General features: G+C 73.1%; 16 protein-coding genes. 7 read left to right on the top strand and 9 right to left on the bottom strand.

Going from position 1 to position 16,210, the window contains the following annotated elements; translation table 11 throughout:
* Positions 1-20 precede the first annotated feature (20 nt).
* Positions 21-1,391, bottom strand: a complete 1,371-nt coding sequence (locus tag FB454_RS24435) for an FGGY family carbohydrate kinase (protein WP_013287302.1) — start codon at positions 1,389-1,391, stop codon at positions 21-23.
* A 259-nt stretch (positions 1,392-1,650) separates the two neighbouring features.
* On the opposite strand from FB454_RS24435, the gene FB454_RS24430 reads away from it, so the two are divergent.
* On the top strand, positions 1,651-3,570 hold the full coding sequence (locus tag FB454_RS24430; RefSeq protein WP_030272760.1) for a chorismate-binding protein: 1,920 nt from the start codon (positions 1,651-1,653) through the stop codon (positions 3,568-3,570).
* A 66-nt stretch (positions 3,571-3,636) separates the two neighbouring features.
* Here FB454_RS24430 and wrbA read toward each other — a convergent pair whose 3' ends face one another.
* Positions 3,637-4,254, bottom strand: coding sequence for an NAD(P)H:quinone oxidoreductase (gene wrbA, locus FB454_RS24425; protein WP_013287304.1), 618 nt, complete (start codon positions 4,252-4,254; stop codon positions 3,637-3,639).
* 85 nt (positions 4,255-4,339) lie between these two features.
* Here wrbA and FB454_RS24420 point away from each other — a divergent pair, with 85 nt between their 5' ends.
* Together FB454_RS24420 and FB454_RS24415 are read left to right on the top strand one after the other, a co-directional pair.
* Positions 4,340-4,831, top strand: a complete 492-nt coding sequence (locus tag FB454_RS24420) for a GNAT family N-acetyltransferase (protein WP_071098507.1) — start codon at positions 4,340-4,342, stop codon at positions 4,829-4,831.
* Between the two features lie 202 nt (positions 4,832-5,033).
* On the top strand, positions 5,034-6,137 hold the full coding sequence (locus FB454_RS24415; RefSeq protein WP_083395327.1) for a winged helix DNA-binding domain-containing protein: 1,104 nt from the start codon (positions 5,034-5,036) through the stop codon (positions 6,135-6,137).
* Positions 6,138-6,257: 120 nt separating this feature from the next.
* On the opposite strand, the gene FB454_RS24410 is transcribed toward FB454_RS24415, so the two are convergent.
* From FB454_RS24410 to FB454_RS24395, 4 genes are read right to left on the bottom strand one after another with little or no spacing between them, the layout of a single operon-like run.
* On the bottom strand, positions 6,258-7,466 hold the full coding sequence (locus FB454_RS24410; protein WP_013287307.1) for an ABC transporter ATP-binding protein: 1,209 nt from the start codon (positions 7,464-7,466) through the stop codon (positions 6,258-6,260).
* A 9-nt stretch (positions 7,467-7,475) separates the two neighbouring features.
* The gene (locus FB454_RS24405; RefSeq protein WP_013287308.1) at positions 7,476-8,312 is read right to left on the bottom strand and encodes a carbohydrate ABC transporter permease; all 837 of its coding nucleotides are present in this window, start codon (positions 8,310-8,312) and stop codon (positions 7,476-7,478) included.
* A gap of 1 nt (position 8,313) precedes the next feature.
* A complete protein-coding gene (locus FB454_RS24400; RefSeq protein WP_013287309.1) occupies positions 8,314-9,315 on the bottom strand; it encodes a carbohydrate ABC transporter permease in 1,002 nt (333 codons plus the stop codon).
* Complete coding sequence (locus FB454_RS24395; RefSeq protein WP_030272752.1) at positions 9,312-10,595, bottom strand: ABC transporter substrate-binding protein; 1,284 nt, start codon at positions 10,593-10,595, stop codon at positions 9,312-9,314. Before FB454_RS24395 ends, FB454_RS24400 begins: the two co-directional genes overlap by 4 nt.
* A gap of 397 nt (positions 10,596-10,992) precedes the next feature.
* Between FB454_RS24395 and FB454_RS24390 the strand changes: the two genes are divergently transcribed.
* The 3 genes from FB454_RS24390 (at position 10,993) to FB454_RS24380 (ending at position 12,100) form a co-directional block, all read left to right on the top strand.
* Positions 10,993-11,424, top strand: coding sequence for a RusA family crossover junction endodeoxyribonuclease (locus FB454_RS24390; protein WP_013287311.1), 432 nt, complete (start codon positions 10,993-10,995; stop codon positions 11,422-11,424).
* Between the two features lie 47 nt (positions 11,425-11,471).
* Entirely contained in the window at positions 11,472-11,747 is a 276-nt protein-coding gene (locus tag FB454_RS24385) for a hypothetical protein (RefSeq protein WP_013287312.1), read from the top strand.
* A gap of 71 nt (positions 11,748-11,818) precedes the next feature.
* Positions 11,819-12,100 (top strand): SCO0607 family lipoprotein, encoded by a 282-nt coding sequence (locus FB454_RS24380; RefSeq protein WP_225319692.1) that lies wholly within the window; start codon positions 11,819-11,821, stop codon positions 12,098-12,100.
* A 38-nt stretch (positions 12,101-12,138) separates the two neighbouring features.
* Here the strand turns inward: FB454_RS24380 and FB454_RS24375 are convergent, their stop codons facing one another.
* The 3 genes from FB454_RS24375 to FB454_RS24365 all read right to left on the bottom strand — a co-directional run bounded on the left by FB454_RS24375 (position 12,139) and on the right by FB454_RS24365 (position 14,736).
* A complete protein-coding gene (locus FB454_RS24375; protein ID WP_013287314.1) occupies positions 12,139-12,840 on the bottom strand; it encodes an AMIN-like domain-containing (lipo)protein in 702 nt (233 codons plus the stop codon).
* Between the two features lie 389 nt (positions 12,841-13,229).
* Positions 13,230-14,015, bottom strand: coding sequence for a DUF4184 family protein (locus FB454_RS24370; protein WP_123111099.1), 786 nt, complete (start codon positions 14,013-14,015; stop codon positions 13,230-13,232).
* A gap of 22 nt (positions 14,016-14,037) precedes the next feature.
* The gene (locus FB454_RS24365; RefSeq protein ID WP_013475977.1) at positions 14,038-14,736 is read right to left on the bottom strand and encodes an HAD family hydrolase; all 699 of its coding nucleotides are present in this window, start codon (positions 14,734-14,736) and stop codon (positions 14,038-14,040) included.
* 138 nt (positions 14,737-14,874) lie between these two features.
* Between FB454_RS24365 and FB454_RS24360 the strand changes: the two genes are divergently transcribed.
* Positions 14,875-16,200, top strand: coding sequence for a hypothetical protein (locus FB454_RS24360; RefSeq protein WP_486485449.1), 1,326 nt, complete (start codon positions 14,875-14,877; stop codon positions 16,198-16,200).
* The last annotated feature ends 10 nt before the right edge of the window (positions 16,201-16,210 follow it).

Here is a 16,210-nt window from a genome sequence, read left to right as displayed (position 1 = left end):
TCAGCGCCTCGGGTGGACGGTCACGCGTGCGAGGCGGCCTCGTCCGTCCGGCCGATCCCGGCGATCTCGTCCGCCTCCGTGAGCCGGCCGAGCGCGACGAGCGCGGCGCCGGTGGCGCCGATCTCCGGGTTGCGTTGCCAGCACACCCGGCGGGGCGCGAGCACGTCGAGGAACGCCCCGCGCCACCACGGCGAGGCGGTCAGCGCCCCACCGCCGAGGATCACCTCCATCGGCTCGCCGATACCGGCCTCCAGCAGCGTCAGGTCGTCCGCGACGAGCCGGCACAGGCCGCTCATCAGCCCGGCCAGGATGTCCACGGCTGTGGTGCCGAAGCTGAGCCCGCGCAGCTCCCCCGAGCCCGCCGGGGCGACCCCCGGTGGCCGGTCGCCGCCGAAGCGGGGGTTCGCCCGCACCGAACCGGCGACGCGATCGAGCGCCGCCTCCAGCTCCGTGCCCTCCGGCAGCCGCAGCTCGCGCGCCGCCCAGGCGAACAGGTTGCCGCCGCTGGAGTACGCCGCGCCGGTCACCACGTGGTTGTGGTCGACCCGGTACCGCCAGAGCTGCTCCGGCAGCGGCGGCGGCTCCGCACCGGCCGGCACGGCCTGGATCATGCGGACCGCCGCGGAGGTGCCGACTGTCACCGCCGCGCGGGTCGGGTCGACGCAGCCCGAGCCGACGTTGGCGGCCGCGCCGTCGCCGACCGGCGGCGCCCACCGCGCGCCGGCCAGCTGCGGCCAGCGCCGCGCGTACGCCGCGTTCAGCCGGCCGTGCCAGCCGTCCGGGGCCAGCCGCAGCATCTGATCCGGGCGTACGCCGGCCAGCTCGCACGCCTCCGGATCCCAGTCCAGGCGGCGCAGATCGAGCAGCCCGGTGCCGGAGGCCAGCGAGATCGACATCGGCGCGTCGTCGAGCAGCGTGCCGAGCACGTACTCGGCGAGCCCCGTGAAGCGGGCGGACCCGTCGACGCGCTCACGCAGCCAGGGCAGCCGCACCGACCAGTAGCAGCGGTGCCACCAGGTGCCGGTACGCCCGTGGAAGTCCGCCGGGTCGGCCGGCCCGGTCGCTCCGGGAAGCGGCTCCGGCCGGGTGTCCAGCCAGGTCAGCACCGGCCCCGACGGTGTGCCGTCGGGTGCCACCGGCAGCACCGAGTGCCACTGCGCGGAGGTGGCCACGAGGTCCACGTCCCGCAGGTGCCCGCCGGCGGCCAGCTCGTCCAGGCACTCCACCAGGCACGCCAGGTAGGCCGGGCCGTCGAGCGTCCCGCTGCCGTCGTCCCCGGTGACCAGGCGCACCCGGCGCCGGGCCAGCGCGCCCGGGCGCGGCACGGCGTCCGCGTCGAGCACCAGGCCGCGCACCGAGGAGGTGCCCAGGTCCAGAGCGAGAATGTCCATCGCCGGTCAACCTACCCGGCGGGACCGGCGGTCACGCCAAGATCCGTACCCGGTGACGCGCGATCGGGTTCCACGGCGCCTGCCGATCGCGTACAGTGATCGTCATGCCCGCGCACCTGTCCTGCTGGTGGCCCGCCGACCCGGCGGCCCACCCCCGCGCGTAGCTTCCCCACGCGGCCGCCCGACGAGGCGGCCGCCGGTCTTCCCCGGCATCCCGGGTCGCCTTCACCGGCGGCCACCGGCCCACCGAGGAGACCCGATGACCCGCCTGTCCGACCCGCTCGCCGCCGTCGCGGCCGGCCGCGACCCCGGCCCGTTCGCGCTCGTCCGCCGCGAGGGCGCCGACCACGTCGACCTGTTCACCGGCCCGGTACGCACCGCCGGCCGGCTCGCCGACCTGCCGCTGCCCGAGGACGGCGCCGGTCCGCACACGCTGGCCCTGGTGCCGTTCCGGCAGGTCACCGAACGCGGTTTCGAGTGCGTCGACGACGGGCTGCCGCTGGAGTTCCTGGCGGTCGAGGCACACCGGCGGATACCGCTGGCCGAAGTGCTCGACGACCTGCCCGACGCCGAGGTGCGCACCCGCGACGCCGGCTTCGACATCGCCGACGACGAGTACGCGGCGATCGTGGAACGGGTGCTGGCCGACGAGATCGGCCGGGGCGAGGGGGCGAACTTCGTCATCCACCGCACCATGCGCGCCACAGTGCAGGGCGACCCGCTTGCGGCGGCCCTGGCCGCGCTGCGCCGGCTGCTGCTGCGCGAACGGGGCGCGTACTGGACGTTCCTGGTGCACACCGGCACCCGCATCCTCGTCGGCGCCAGCCCCGAGCGGCACGTCAGCGTCGCCGACGGGCTGGTCGAGATGAACCCGATCAGCGGCACGTTCCGGCACCGGGGCGAGACCGTCGACCGGGCTGAGCTGCTGCGCTTCCTGCACGACGAGAAGGAGGTGGAGGAGCTGTACATGGTGCTGGACGAGGAGCTGAAGATGATGGCCGTGGTCGCCGAGCACGGCGGCCAGGTGGTCGGGCCGTACCTGAAGGAGATGGCGCACCTGGCGCACACCGAGTACCTGCTGGCCGGGCGCTGCTCCCGGGACGTACGCGACGTGCTGCGGGAGACCATGTTCGCGCCCACCGTCACCGGCAGCCCGATGGAGAACGCCTGCCGGGTCATCGCCCGGCACGAGCGCACCGGCCGGCGCTACTACGCCGGGGTGCTCGCACTGCTGGGCCGCGACGAGCAGGGCCGGCAGACGCTGGACGCGCCGATCCTGATCCGTACCGCCGAGATCTCCCCCACCGGCGCGCTGCGGGTGCCGGTCGGCGCGACGCTGGTCCGGCACTCGACCACCGCCGGGGAGGTGGCCGAGACGCACGCGAAGGCCGCCGGTGTGCTGGCCGCGCTGGGTCTCGGCCCGGACGCGCCGCGCTCCGCCGGCGAACCGGCCGTCCGGTACGCCGACGACCCCGAGGTACGCGCCGCGCTGGCCGCCCGCAACGCCCCGCTGGCCCGGTTCTGGCTGGAGCAGCGGGAACCGGGCGCGCTCGCGCTGCGCGGGCTGGCCGGGCGCCGGGCGCTGATCGTCGACGGCGAGGACACGTTCACCGGCATGCTGGCCCACCAGCTCGGCGCGCTGGGCCTGGCGGTGACCCGCCGGGACTGGCCGGACCCGGGCCCGCTGGACGGCTACGACCTGGTGGTGGTCGGCCCCGGGCCGGGTGACCCGCGGGACGCGACCGCGCCGAAGATGGTGGCGCTGCGGACGCTGCTGACCGAGCTGCTCGCGTCGGGCCGGCCGACGCTCGCGGTGTGCCTGGGCCACCAGTTGCTCGCCGGGCTGCTGGGCCTGCCGCTGCACCGCCGCGACGCGCCGTACCAGGGGTTGCCGCGGGACGTGCCGGTGTTCGGGACGACCCGCCGGGTCGGGTTCTACGCCAGCTTCACCGCGCTCGCCGACGCCGACCGGGTGGCCGGCCCGTACGGCCCGGTCGAGGTGTCCCGCGACCCGGCCGACGGCGCGGTGCACGCGCTGCGCGGCGCGGGCTTCGCCGGGGTGCAGTTCCACCCGGAGTCGGTGCTGAGCCAGGACGGTACGAGGGTCCTGGCTGACCTGCTCGGGCATCTGCTCGACCGGCCGGCGCTGAGCGCGCATGGAGCGGCCGATCGCGGGTAGGGCTCTGGCGACCGGTGGTCCGGACGGGTTCGAGAGCCCCCGTCCGGCCACCGGTCGCCAGTCGGGTCAGCCGGCCATGCCCCGCTTCAGCGCGGCGCCCATCAGCACGGCCCGCTTGGCGGTGAGCGCGGTGGCCGCCAGTGCCACGTGGTCCGGTGCGACCTCACCGTTGTTGCTGGTGTGCGAGGCGCCGTACGGGTTGCCGGCGACGAACTGGCTCGGGTCGGTGTAGCCGGGGGTCACCACGATGCCGCCCCAGTGGTAGAAGACCGTGTACAGCGACAGCAGCGTCGCCTCCTGGCCGCCGTGCAACGTCGCGGTCGAGGTGAACCCGCTGTAGACCTTGTCGGCGAGCGCGCCCGCTGCCCAGAGCGGGCCGGTGGTGTCGATGAACTGCTTGAGCTGGGCGGCGATCATGCCGTACCGGGTCGGCGAACCCATGATGACCACGTCGGCCCAGGACAGGTCGTCCGGCTGCGCCTCCATCACGTCCTGGGTCTCCAGCCGGTGCGCCTGCCAGCCGGAGTTGGAGCGGATCGCCTCGTCGGGCGCCAGCTCACGTACCTTGCGCAGACGCACCTCGGCGCCGGCCTCGCCCGCCGCCTCGACCGCCGCCTGCGCCATCTGGTAGGTGATGCCGGTCGCGCTGTAATAGATCACCGCGACCTTGACCTGGCCATCCATCAGACGTTCCCTCCTCGTTTCGGGTCAGCTCCGGCGACTACCCGTTACTTGTTCCGTCAAACTCCGGGCGTGGCATGCTCTCCGGGTGGAGATCCGCACCGCCACGCCGGCCGACTGGCCGCTGATCTGGCCGTTCCTGCGTGCGATCGTGGCGGCCGGCGAGACGTACACCTGGCCCCGGGACGTCACGGAGCAGCAGGCCCGCAGGCTCTGGATGCCGGCCCCGCCGGCGCGGACGGTGGTCGCGGTGGCGCCGGACGGCACGGTGCTCGGCTCGGCCAAGCTGGCGCCCAACCAGGGCGGTCCCGGCGACCACGTGGCGAACGCCTCGTTCATGGTCGCCCCGGCCGCCGCCGGGCGCGGCGTCGGCCGGGCGCTGGCGGCGTACGTGCTCGACGCGGCCCGGGCCGACGGCTACCGCGCCATGCAGTTCAACGCCGTGGTGGCCACGAACACACGGGCCGTCGAGCTGTGGCGGTCGCTGGGCTTCGAGGTGATCGGCCGGGTGCCGGAGGGCTTCCGGCACCCCACCCGGGGGTACGTCGATCTGCTGGTCATGTACCGGCGCCTGGACTGAGCCGGCTCAAGATTTGCGCAAGTTCCGCCGGCAACCGCTGTACCGGCCCAGCTCACACGGGATGCTGGTCGAACCGGCGCCGGCCGCAGCGGCCGCCCCCGCGCCGGGAACCTGAACGGGGGATCGCGCTGGTGTCGGCAGCGCCGCCGGCGCAGCGCGATCAGGGGCCGCGTTGTCGTACCCCGGGCCTACGCTGACGCCCGTGACCGTACGCCTCAACCGCGCCGAGGCGCTCGCGCTGCGCATGACCGGCCTGCTGTTGCGCCCGCACCCCACCACCCGCCCGCGGGGCGTCGCCGACGTGGTCGAGTGGTTCGGCGCCATGCAGGCGCAGGACGCGGCGAGCGGGCTGTGGTCGCTCGGCGTACGCCTTCCCGGCGCCACCCAGGACGACGTCCGCGCGGCGCTGGAGCGGCGCGAGGCGCTGCGCACCTGGCCGATGCGCGGCACCGTGCACCTGGTCCCGGCGCGCGACGCGCGGTGGATGCTGGAGCTGACCGGGGTGCGGACGCTTGTGGGCATCGCCGGTCGGTGGCGGCAGCTCGGGCTGACCGTCGCCGACGGCGAGCGGGCCTGTGACGTGCTGGGCGCGGCGCTGACCGGGGGCGGCCGGCTCACCCGCGCCCGATGCGTTGCCGCGTTGCGCGCCGCCGGGCTGGACACGGGCGATCAGCGCGGCTACCACCTGCTCTTGTTCACCAGCCTGCGCGGCGTCACCTGCATCGCCCCGCACGTCGGCACCGAGCAGACGTTCGCGCTGCTCGACGAGTGGGCGCCCGAGCCGCACCGCCCGGAGCGGGACGAGGCGCTGGCGTTGCTGGCGCACCGCTTCGTACGCGGCCACGGCCCGGTGAGCCGGCACGAGCTGGCCCGCTGGACCGGCCTGACCGTCACCGACGCGACCCGGGCGATCACGCTGGCCGGTGACCTGCTCGCCCCGGTCGAGGTCGACGGCGAGCCGGCAGTGGTCGACACCGCGCTGCTCGACGCGCCCCGCGCGCCGGTCGACGACCTGCACACGCTGCCCGGCTTCGACGAATACCTGCTCGGCTTCAAGGACCGCTCGCTGATGCTCGACCCGGCGCACGCCGCCGCTGTGGTCCCGGGCAACAACGGGGTGTTCCGGTCGACTGTGGTGCGCGGCGGGCGCGTGGTCGGCACCTGGACGCGGACGCTCGGCGCGAGGGCGGTGACGGTGAAGGTGCAGCAGCTCGTGCCGTTCGACGCCGCGCTGCGCGCCCGGGTGGACGCGGCGCTCACCGCTTACGCCCGCTTCCTCAGCCTGGAGCTGCGCCACTCCTGGTGACCACGCCCCCGCGGACCGGGCACGCGCCAACCGCCCACGCTGAGCGGAACGCCATGGGTGTCAAAGCGGGGCCGAAGCACCCATGGCGTTCCACTCAGCCCGATGAGGGGCGGGGGCGGATCAGTCGGCCAGTGCGCCGGCGGAGCGGCCCTCGTGCAGCGTCAGGTTGCGGCCGCTGCCCGGGTCGAACAGGTGGATCTTCTCCAGGTTGAACCACACCCGGCGGGACTCGCCCTCGCGTACCGGCGACTCCGCCGACAGCCGGGTCACCAGGTTCGACCCGGCGCCGGCGAAGTCCGCCGCACCCGTGTCGGCGGCCAGCTCCTCCAGCTCGGCGGCGGTGGCCCGCTCCCCCTCGACGGTGAAGTAGACGTACTTGTCCGAGCCCATCGACTCGACGATGTCCACCGGCGCCTCGAACTCCATGCCCCGGCGGCGGGTCTCGTCGTCGATCAGCGCCGCGTCCTCGAAGTGCTCCGGGCGGATGCCCAGGATCAGCTCCCGGGGCGCGTCGCCGCCTTCCAGCTCGCGGCGGATCCGGTCGCCGACCGGCACGTCACCGAGCGCGGTCCGCAGCCGGCCGTCCTCCACGACGGCGTGCACGAAGTTCATCGAGGGCGAGCCGATGAACCCGGCGACGAAGAGGTTGCGCGGGTGGTCGTACAGCTCCTGCGGCGGCCCGACCTGCTGCACAGCCCCGCCCCGCATGATGACCACCCGGTCGCCGAGCGTCATCGCCTCGGTCTGGTCGTGGGTGACGTAGACGGTGGTGGTGCCGAGCTGCTTCTGCAGCCGCGACACCACGGTGCGCATCTGCACCCGCAGCTTGGCGTCCAGGTTCGACAGCGGCTCGTCCATCAGGAACGCCTTGGGCTGCCGGACGATCGCCCGTCCCATCGCCACCCGCTGCCGCTGGCCACCGGACAGGTTGGCCGGCCTGCGGTCCAGCAGCGCGGTCAGCTCCAGCACCTTCGCCGCCTCATCGACCTTCTGGTTGATGGTCTCCTTGTCCATCTTCGCCAGCCGCAGCGGGAACGCCATGTTCTCCCGCACGGTCATGTTCGGGTAGAGCGCGTACGACTGGAAGACCATCGCGATGTCGCGGTCCCGGGGCGCCTTGTCGTTGACCCGCTCGCCGCCGATGCGCAGCTCACCGGAGCTGATGTCCTCCAGCCCGGCGATCATGTTGAGCGTGGTGGACTTCCCGCAGCCGGACGGGCCGACCAGGATCACGAACTCGCCGTCGGCGATCTCCAGGTCGACGTCCTGTACGGCGGTGGTCCCGTCCGGGAACCGCTTGCTCACCTTGTCCAGCACGATGTCGGCCATTGCTACCACCTATCCCTTGACTGCGCCGGAGGTCAGACCGGAGACGATGCGGCGCTGGAAGAAGAGCACGAACAGGATGATCGGCACGGTGATCACCACGGCGGCGGCGCAGATCGCCCCGGTGGGGTCCTCGAACTGCGACTCGCCGGTGAAGAACTGCAGCGCCACCGGGACCGTGCGGGACCGCTCGGTCGAGGTGAGCGTGATCGCGAACAGGAAGTCGTTCCAGCAGAAGATGAAGACCAGGATGGCCGTGGTGAACACGCCGGGCGCGGCCAGCGGGGCGATCACCCGCCGGAACGCCTGTCCCTGGGTGGCGCCGTCCATCTTCGCCGCCTTCTCCAGGTCCCACGGGATCTGCTTGAAGAACGCCGACAGCGTGTAGATCGCCAGCGGCAGCGCGAACGTGATGTACGGCAGGATCAGTCCGGGCCAGGTGTCGAACAACCCGAGCTGCCGCTCGATCTCGAACAGCGGCGACACCAGCGACACCTGCGGGAACATCGCGATCAGCAGCGAGACTCCGACCAGCAGCTTCTTGCCGGGGAAGTCGAGCCGGGAGATCGCGTACGCGGCCATCGTCCCGAGCACCACGGCGATCGCGGTGGCGATCAGCGCGATGCCGATGGAGTTGACCAGGGCCCGGACGAACTGGTCGGTGTCGAAGATGGTCCGGTAGTTGTCGAGCGTCCACTCCCGCGGCCAGAACTTGCCGTCGGTGAGCGTGGCCGGGGTCTTGAACGACAGCGAGGCGATCCAGAGCACGGGGACCAGCGCGAAGACGACGACCACGACGTCCAGCAGGCCCCAGCGCAGCTTCGCCCGCGTGGTGGTTTCCACTGCCATGTCAGCGCCTCTCCCCATCGTCGCTGCCCGGGGCAGCGGTGCCGAACAGCTTCACGAACACGAAGGCGATGATCGCCACGGTGATGAAGATCAGCACCGACATCGTGGAGCCGATGCCGAGGTTCAGGCCCCGGATCAGGTTGTTGTAGGCGAGCATCGACACCGACGACGTCTCGTTGCCGCCGTTGGTGAGCACGAAGATGTTGTCGAAGACGCGGAACGCGTCGAGCGTGCGGAACAGCAGCGCGACCAGGATGGCCGGCTTCATCACCGGCAGCATCACCTTGGTGAACCGCTGCCACGCCGTCGCGCCGTCGGTGGAGGCCGCCTTGAGCAGGTCCTCCGGCACCAGCGCCAGCCCGGCCATCAGCAGCAGCGCCATGAACGGGGTGGTCTTCCAGATCTCCGCCAGCATGATGATCGCCAGCGAGCTGGCCCGCTCGGTCAGCGGGGCGCTGCCGTCGAACAGGTTCGCCAGGTAGCCGGTGCCGGGCGTCCAGGCGTACCGCCAGGAGAAGGCCGCGACCACAGTGACGATGCCGTACGGGATCAGCGCCGCGGTGCGGACGATGCCGCGGCCGACGAGCGTCCGGTGCATGATCAGCGCCAGGCCCATGCCGAGCACCAGCTCGACCGCGACGGTGACCACCGTGATCAGCGCGGTCACCCCGAACGCGGTCCACCAGAAGTCGTTCGTCAGCACGGTGACGTAGTTCTCCAGGCCGACGAACTCCCGCTCGTCGGGGAAGCGCAGGTCGAAACGCTGCAGCGACAGCCAGACCGAGTACAGGATCGGGTACGCGGTGACCAGCACCATGACCAGCGCGGCCGGCGCGCACAGCAGCAGGCCGAGGCGCCGCTCGGCGCGCTTGTTGTCACTCAGCGGGGCGCGGGAGCCGCGCCGGGACCGCTGCTCCGGTACGGCGGCGTGCCGGCCGCCGGGCTGCTCGGCCTCGGCCTCGGCGGCGGCCTGCGCGCCAGCCGGGGTGGCGTTCACGCTCATGGCAGAACCCCCTTGGACTCCAGCGCGTCGGAGATCGCCTTGCGCAGCTCGTCAGCGGTCTGCTCGGGCCGGATCGCCGACGGCGGCGACAGGATCGCCGACATCACCGTGGAGATGCTCTGGTACGCCGGGGTCAGCGGCCGCACCGCCGGCTCCTTCAGCTCCTCCAGGATGGTCTCCTTCATCGGGTACGCCTCGGTCATCTCCGGGTCGTCGTAGACGGCCTCGATGGTGGGCGGCACGCCGTCGTTGACGGCGGAGAACTTCTGGTTCTCGGCGTTACGCAGGCAGCGGGCCGCCTCGAACGACTCCTCCGGGTGCTTCGAGTAGGTGCTGACCGCCAGGTTGACCCCGCCGATGGTGACCTTGCTGGGGGTGCCCGGGTCGATGCCCGGCACCCGGGCCCACTTCACGTTCTTCGCCAGCTCGGGGTTGGCCTCCTGGAGCGCCGGATAGACGAACGGCCAGTTCACCTGGAACGCGCCCTTGCCGGACTGGAACTCCAGCCGCACCGGGTCCTCCAGCGCGTTGCTGAACGACGGCGAGGTCACGCCCGACGTGGCGAACTTCTTGAGCTGGTCGAGTGCGCGTACCGCGCCGGCGTCCATCTCCGCCTTCTTGCCGTCGTCACTGAGGATCTTGCCGCCGGCGCTCTCGGCGAGCGTGTTGTAGAGCACCACCAGGCCCTCGTACTGGGCGCCCATGGTCAGCACCTGGTACGGCTTGCCCTGCTCCTTGAGCTGCTGGGCGGCCGAGATCATCTCGTCCCAGGTCTTCGGCGGCTGCGACACCAGGTCGGACCGGTACCACAGCAGCTGCACGTTGGTGTTCTTGGGCGCGGCGTAGAGCTTGTCCTCGTACCGGGCGGTGTCCAGCGGGCCGCCCAGCGTGCCCTGCTCGACCTCGGCCTTGTCCTGGCCGGTCCACTCCCGGATCCACTTCGCGCTGGCGAACTCCTGGGTCCACGTGACGTCCAGGCCGAGCACGTCCATCCCGTTGTCCTGCGCGGCGAGCCGCCGCACCATCTGCACCCGCTGCTCGTCGGCCTCGCGCGGCAGCACCCGGTAGTCGATCCGGTACCGCCCCTGGGCCTGCGTGTTGCAGGTGTCGACGACCTTCTGCAGGTTCTGCTCCGGCGGGTAGTACAGGTTGATCGTGGGGACGCCGCCGTCGCCGCCGGATCCGCAGGCGGCCAGCGGGGCCACCAACGCGAGCGCGGCGGCCGCTGCCGCCGCGCGTCCGGCCGGCCGCCGTGCGGCCGTGTCGGGGACTGTCGTCATCACCCTCCCCCTCTCTTCGGCGAAGATCCGGGGAGTGAGCCGCGCCCCGGTGCACGGCGAGACGACCGGGGCATCGGCCCGATCGCCCGACGCCCCGGGCGTGTCGTGCGGCTGAACGTGCCCGACCTGCGACGGAGCGAAACATCACGGACATGTGACGGCGACGGCACGAACCGGGCCGGGGCGATCGACACGTCGTCCCACGTAGTGAAACGGCGAGGCTACCCAGCGTCAGCGGTCTGCACTAGCGTGGGGCTGGCTCCGTAGCCGGCGCGTCGCCGTCGACGCCGATGCGCCTCCGGCCGTCCCCCATCGCCCGCCCGATCGGTTGGTTCTGACGGGAAGTGCCGTGCGCGCGTTCCCCGGTTGGGCAGGATTCCCCCGAGGAGGTGCCGTCGTGCAGGACACCCGCGCTCTCGCCCTGACGTTCGAGGTGAGCGGCCTGCCCCCGGTCAAGACCGAGGCCCTGTCCATCTTCGCCGCCGGGCACCGGCAGGCGACGAGGGTCCGCACCCTGCTTCAGGCCGCCTGCACGGCGGCCCAGCGCACCGGGTGGACCCCGCTGACCGGGCCGGTCGAGGTGGACCTGACCCTGCGCTGTCCGCCCGGGCACCGCACCTCCGACGCCAGCACGCTGCTGGGCGGCGTGTGCGCGGTGCTCCAGGACAAGAAGCGGGTCTCCAGCATCGGTCTCGCCCACCTCGGGGTGCTGGTCGACGTCGCGCTCTGGTCCGACGACCGGCAGATCCGCCGGCTGTCGTACGTCGAGGAGCCGGCGGAGGATTTCTCGTATCGGGTCCGGGTGTCGGCCGTACCGACGATGGTTTGACCGACGTCCGCGGTGGGGTACCGCGGACGCCGAGGAAGGGAGTGCCGATGTCGGAGCCACACGTCACGCTCGATCCGAGCGGGCTCGACCCTGTGCAGCAGAAGCTGCGCGGCCCGCTTGAGGATCAGCTGACCTCGGCCCTCCAGGCGGCCGCCGACCGGGTCCGCGCCGGCTACGCGGGCGAGCCGGTGGAGGACGTCTGCCGTCGGTTGCTCGACGAGACCCGCTCCGGCCTGCACCCGGACATCGCGGCCGGCTTCCAGCCGGACATGGACGAGTTCTGCCGGGTGGCGGTGGCGATCGTGCGGGGCGAGCTGACCTGAGTCACCGACGTCACGAGAATTGAGTACCCGTACCGATGGCGGGGCCGTCCGCGGCGACGACAATTCTCCCCGTGCGAACTCGAATCATGGTCGTTCTTGCCGTCCTCGGGCTGGCCGGGCTGATGGCGACCACCGGTTGTTCCCTGCGGCAGAGCATCTGCGGCAGCGACGAGTACCCGGTGATCGCGGTCGGCCCGCAGGGCGGCAGTTCCTGCGTGCCGGACGGTGAGGAACCGACGCCGCCGTACGTGCGCTACCCGGAGGGCAAGGTGCCGAAGCACGTCGACGACGAGTGGGACGTCTACTGGCGTACCCACGGCATCGATGAGAACAACAACATCATCGACCGCTGACCCGTCGGCCCGCACCGGTCCCGCCGGTGCGGGCCGCGTCAGCTCCGCCGCACGTCGACCGAGACGACGTGCGTGCCGTCCGGGCGGTCGCCCTCCCCCAGCCGCACCGGCAGCCGGCCGCCCTCGGGCGGTCGCAGGCCGAGCCCGAAGCTGAGGTGCCCCTCGAAGTCGCCGGCCACGGCCCATCCGCGCAGCGTCGGGAAGCGGATGGCCGCCGGTGGCAGGTCCGCCGTACCGCCGCCGCGGGCGTCGTGCGCCTGGGCCGGCTCGAAACGCACCGACAGGTACGCCGTGCCGGGCAGCGCGACCGGTGCTCCACGCCCCTCGGTCACCACCTGCGGCACGTAGGCGACCTCGTAGGACGGTGTGGGTCCGCGGAAGGCGAACGTGATCCGGCTGAACCCCTCCGCCGGGTGGTCGCCGACGTCGACCGCCACCAGGACGGGCAGCGGTTCCCCGGGCGGCGGGGTGACCGGCACCCGTACCCGATGGGTCACCCGGGCGGGGCCGCCGGGCACCGCCCAGCCCCAGGTGACGCGCCAGGACCCGGCGGTCGACGCGGCCTCGGTCGGCACGGGCGGGGTGGGCGTGGCTTCCGGCGCATCGGTCCCGGCCGGCGCGGACGCCGCCGCGACCGTCGGGGTGGGCGCCGGGGACGCGCCGTCGTGGCCGGTCGCCGTGCAGGCCGCCGCGAACAGCACGACCAGGCCGGCGAGCAGCGGTACGCGCTGAGGTGTCATGACTCAGTGTCGCTCCGTGACCGGCCCGCGCACCAGAGGTGTCCCACCGGCAATCCGGGCGGCGGTGAGGGGTGCCGGACGGGTCAGGACCGGGTCCGCAACTCCCCGGTCCTGACCCCGGCCGTCCGGTTCGGTAGCGGTCTGCGCCGCGGGAACGCGGCAGGCGTGGCACGACGCCTTCCGCCGGGCTCCGCACGGCGAGCCGGTATGCCCGCACTCAGCTCCACGGTGCTCTTACCACCGGACTCCGGTGCGCCCCCGTCTCACCCCGACGAGACGTGGGCGCCGGCTCAGGTTAGGCGCGTCCGCGCAGGCCGGACAAGCGATGACCGGCGACCGCGCTTGTGATTGATGTCTATGCCGAATTGCGGCATGTCGGCGTAACGGGGTCAGCCGGTTTCGCGCTGTTCGACTTCGAGACGCGGACTGCGCCCGGCCGGTCGCGGCGGGACGGTCCGGGCCGCGACGGCCCCGGCGACGAGCGCCAGCGCTGCCACGTGCAGCGCCCGGACGCCCGCCGGGGCGGGGACGCCGGCCGCCGGCAGCGCGGGCATCAGCAGCGCGCCGAGCCCGGTGACCGCCAGCGCCACCCGCCAGAACACCAACGGGTTCGCCTCCGGCACGGGTTCGCGTACGCCACCGGTCCGCACGCCGCGGCGGGCCTCGGAGACGGCCAGGACGACCACCAGCAGCGCACCGGCGAGACCGGCCACCACGTCCACGAACCGGTACCAGTACACGCCGGTCACGGCGTGGAAGTCGGCGATCCCCAGCAGCCGGGGCAGCCGCTCGCTGTCGCTGACCCGGTCCCACGCCACGTGGCTGAACGCGCCGATGAGCACCGAGCAGACGGTGACCTGCCAGGGGTGGCGTACCCGGGCCAGGGTCGCGTACCAGGGCCAGCCGAACAACCGCTGCCCGGGCAGGTGCACCGCGATGCCGGCGATCACGCGGCGCACCACCCAGGCGTACACGAGAGCGACCGGCAGGCACCACCAGAGCAGGCCGCCGAGCGTGTGCGTGCGCAGGTTCTGGGCCGGCGCCGTGCCGGTGAACAGGTACGCGACGTCCGGCGCCACCGCGCCGGTGCACAGCGCCACCCCGTCGAACCAGCCCGGCCGCCACAGCTTCAGCGGCAGCACCGGCGCCAGGTGCGACGGGAAGGTCAGCGGCACGTCCCGGACGTTACCGGCCCGGTCAGAAGTGGTGGACCAGGTCGGGGAACGCGGCCAGCCGGATCACCCGCTGGTCGGACGGGTCCAGCTCGTCGTGCTCCAGGACCCAGGTGTTCTCGTTCGGGATGAAGACCGCGTTCATCCCGGCCGCCCGCGCGGGCAGGATGTCCGAGCGCGGCGAGTTGCCGATCATCCAGGCGGCGGCCGGGTCGAAGGCGTGCTCGCGGGCCAGCCAGCGGTAGGTGTCCGCGTCCTTCTCCGGCACGATGTGCGCGGCGCGGAAGTGGTGCAGCAGCCCGCACGCGTCCAGCTTGCGCTGCTGCTCCTCGCGCTCGCCCTTGGTCAGCAGCAGCAGCTCGTGCCGCCCGGCCAGGTCGTCGAGCGTCTCGGCCACGCCCGGCATCAGCTCCACCTGGTGCCCGACCAGCGCCGCGGCGAGCTGCTCGATCTCGGTGCGCTCCCGCGCGGTGGCCGGACGCTCGCGCAGCTTCTCCAGGCACTCGCCGAGGCTGCGCAGGAAGACCTTGCTGCCGTAGCCGTGCGCAACGGCGTTCGCACGCTCGATGTCGTCGAGCACCGCGCGGATCCGGGCCCGGTCCAGCGTGGGGTGGTCGAGCCAGGTGAGGAAGTCGTCGATGACGCGCTCGAACAGGACGTTGTTCTCCCAGAGCGTGTCGTCGGCGTCGAAGACCAGCACGGCGGCGTCCCGGCGCGACGGCATCGCGTCCCCCTCCCCCTCGCGGACCTCGCACACCGTACTGTCCGACCGCCGGACGGGCCACGCGGATTATCCGGTCGGCGGCCCGTTACCGGCGGCTACCCGACTGCGGAATCCCTGGTCCGACGGCATGCTTCGGCCATGACGATCTCACCCGATCATCCACCTGGACGACGGCGCCGGCGGCGCGCCGCCGTCGCGGTGGCCGCGACGCTCGCCGTCGCGGGCGCGGCGCTGCCGGGATCCCCGGCGCTGGCCGTCAACGCCTCACACACCACAGTGGTCGGCACCAACCCGGTCGACTGGACGCCGCACGCGCTGGACGGCACCGTCCACCGCATCCTCCAGATCGGCACCCGCGTGTACGTGGCAGGCACGTTCACCAAGGTGCGCAACGCCGGCCAGTCGGCCCAGCTGGCGATGCCCCGGCTGGTGGCGCTGGACGCGACCACCGGCCGGATCGACACCACGTTCCGGCCGCAGGTCAACGGCGCGGTCAAGGCGCTCGCCGCCGCGCCGGACGGCCGCTCGCTCTACATCGGCGGCGCGTTCACCACTGTCAACGGCACGGCGGCGTCCCGGCTGGCCCGGATCGACGCGGCCACCGGCGCCCGGGTCGCCGGTTTCACCACGCCGGCGCTGAACAACCAGGTGAACGACGTACGCCTGGTCGGCAACCGGCTGATCGTCGGCGGCGCGTTCCAGACCGTCGGCGGGGTGACCCGGCGTGCCCTGGCGGCGGTGAACGCCACCACCGGGGCGGCCGACGCGTCGGTCAACCTGAACCTGGCCGGCCCGCGCAAGACCACGTCCGGCGCCACCGCGCCGGTGAAGGTCGAGGCGCTGGACGTCTCCGCCGACGGCACCCGGCTGGTGTTCGCCGGCAACTTCAGCACGGTGGCGGGCGTGGCCCGGCACCAGCTGGCGGTAGCGAACCTGTCCGGCGCGGGCGCCACGCTCTCCGGCTGGGCCACCGACCGCTACCAGCCGCAGTGCGCGCGGTCGATGCCGTCGTACCTGCGCGGGGTGGACATCTCCCCGGACGGCACCTGGTTCGCGGTGGTCACCACCGGCGCGGCGTTCCCCGGCACGCTCTGCGACGCCGCGGCGCGCTTCGAGTTCGGTACGGCCACCGGCGGCAAACAGCCGACCTGGGCCAACTACACCGGCGGCGACACGCTGCTGTCGGTGGCGGTGACCGGCGCGGCGGTCTACGTCGGCGGGCACCAGCGCTGGCTGGACAACCCGCAGGGCCGCAACTCGGCCGGCCCGGGCGCGGTGTCCCGGCCGGGCATCGGGGCGATCCACCCGACCACGGGCAAGGCGCTGCCGTGGAACCCGACCAAGGACCGCGGGGTAGGCACCGGCGAGCTGTACGCCACCGACCGGGGTCTGTGGGTCGGCAGCGACACGGTGACGGTGGCCGGCGAGTACCACGCCCGGCTGGCGTTCCTGCCGCTGCCGTGAGCGTGCGGGG

The sequence above is a fragment of the Micromonospora sp. CNZ297 genome, from assembly GCF_007827625.1.
The sequence above is the reverse complement of the archived record's forward strand: the minus strand, read 5'-3'. Positions and strand labels throughout refer to the sequence as shown.

Bases quoted from the DNA above. Each gene is read 5' to 3' on its own strand.
- FB454_RS24435 (WP_013287302.1), bottom strand. From the start codon at position 1,391: ATGGACATTCTCGCTCTGGACCTGGGCACCTCCTCGGTGCGCGGCCTG.
- FB454_RS24430 (WP_030272760.1), top strand. From the start codon at position 1,651: ATGACCCGCCTGTCCGACCCGCTCGCCGCCGTCGCGGCCGGCCGCGAC.
- wrbA (WP_013287304.1), bottom strand. From the start codon at position 4,254: ATGGATGGCCAGGTCAAGGTCGCGGTGATCTATTACAGCGCGACCGGC.
- FB454_RS24410 (WP_013287307.1), bottom strand. From the start codon at position 7,466: ATGGCCGACATCGTGCTGGACAAGGTGAGCAAGCGGTTCCCGGACGGG.
- FB454_RS24405 (WP_013287308.1), bottom strand. From the start codon at position 8,312: ATGGCAGTGGAAACCACCACGCGGGCGAAGCTGCGCTGGGGCCTGCTG.
- FB454_RS24400 (WP_013287309.1), bottom strand. From the start codon at position 9,315: ATGAGCGTGAACGCCACCCCGGCTGGCGCGCAGGCCGCCGCCGAGGCC.
- FB454_RS24395 (WP_030272752.1), bottom strand. From the start codon at position 10,595: ATGACGACAGTCCCCGACACGGCCGCACGGCGGCCGGCCGGACGCGCG.
- FB454_RS24385 (WP_013287312.1), top strand. From the start codon at position 11,472: ATGTCGGAGCCACACGTCACGCTCGATCCGAGCGGGCTCGACCCTGTG.
- FB454_RS24375 (WP_013287314.1), bottom strand. From the start codon at position 12,840: ATGACACCTCAGCGCGTACCGCTGCTCGCCGGCCTGGTCGTGCTGTTC.
- FB454_RS24365 (WP_013475977.1), bottom strand. From the start codon at position 14,736: ATGCCGTCGCGCCGGGACGCCGCCGTGCTGGTCTTCGACGCCGACGAC.
- FB454_RS24360 (WP_486485449.1), top strand. From the start codon at position 14,875: ATGACGATCTCACCCGATCATCCACCTGGACGACGGCGCCGGCGGCGC.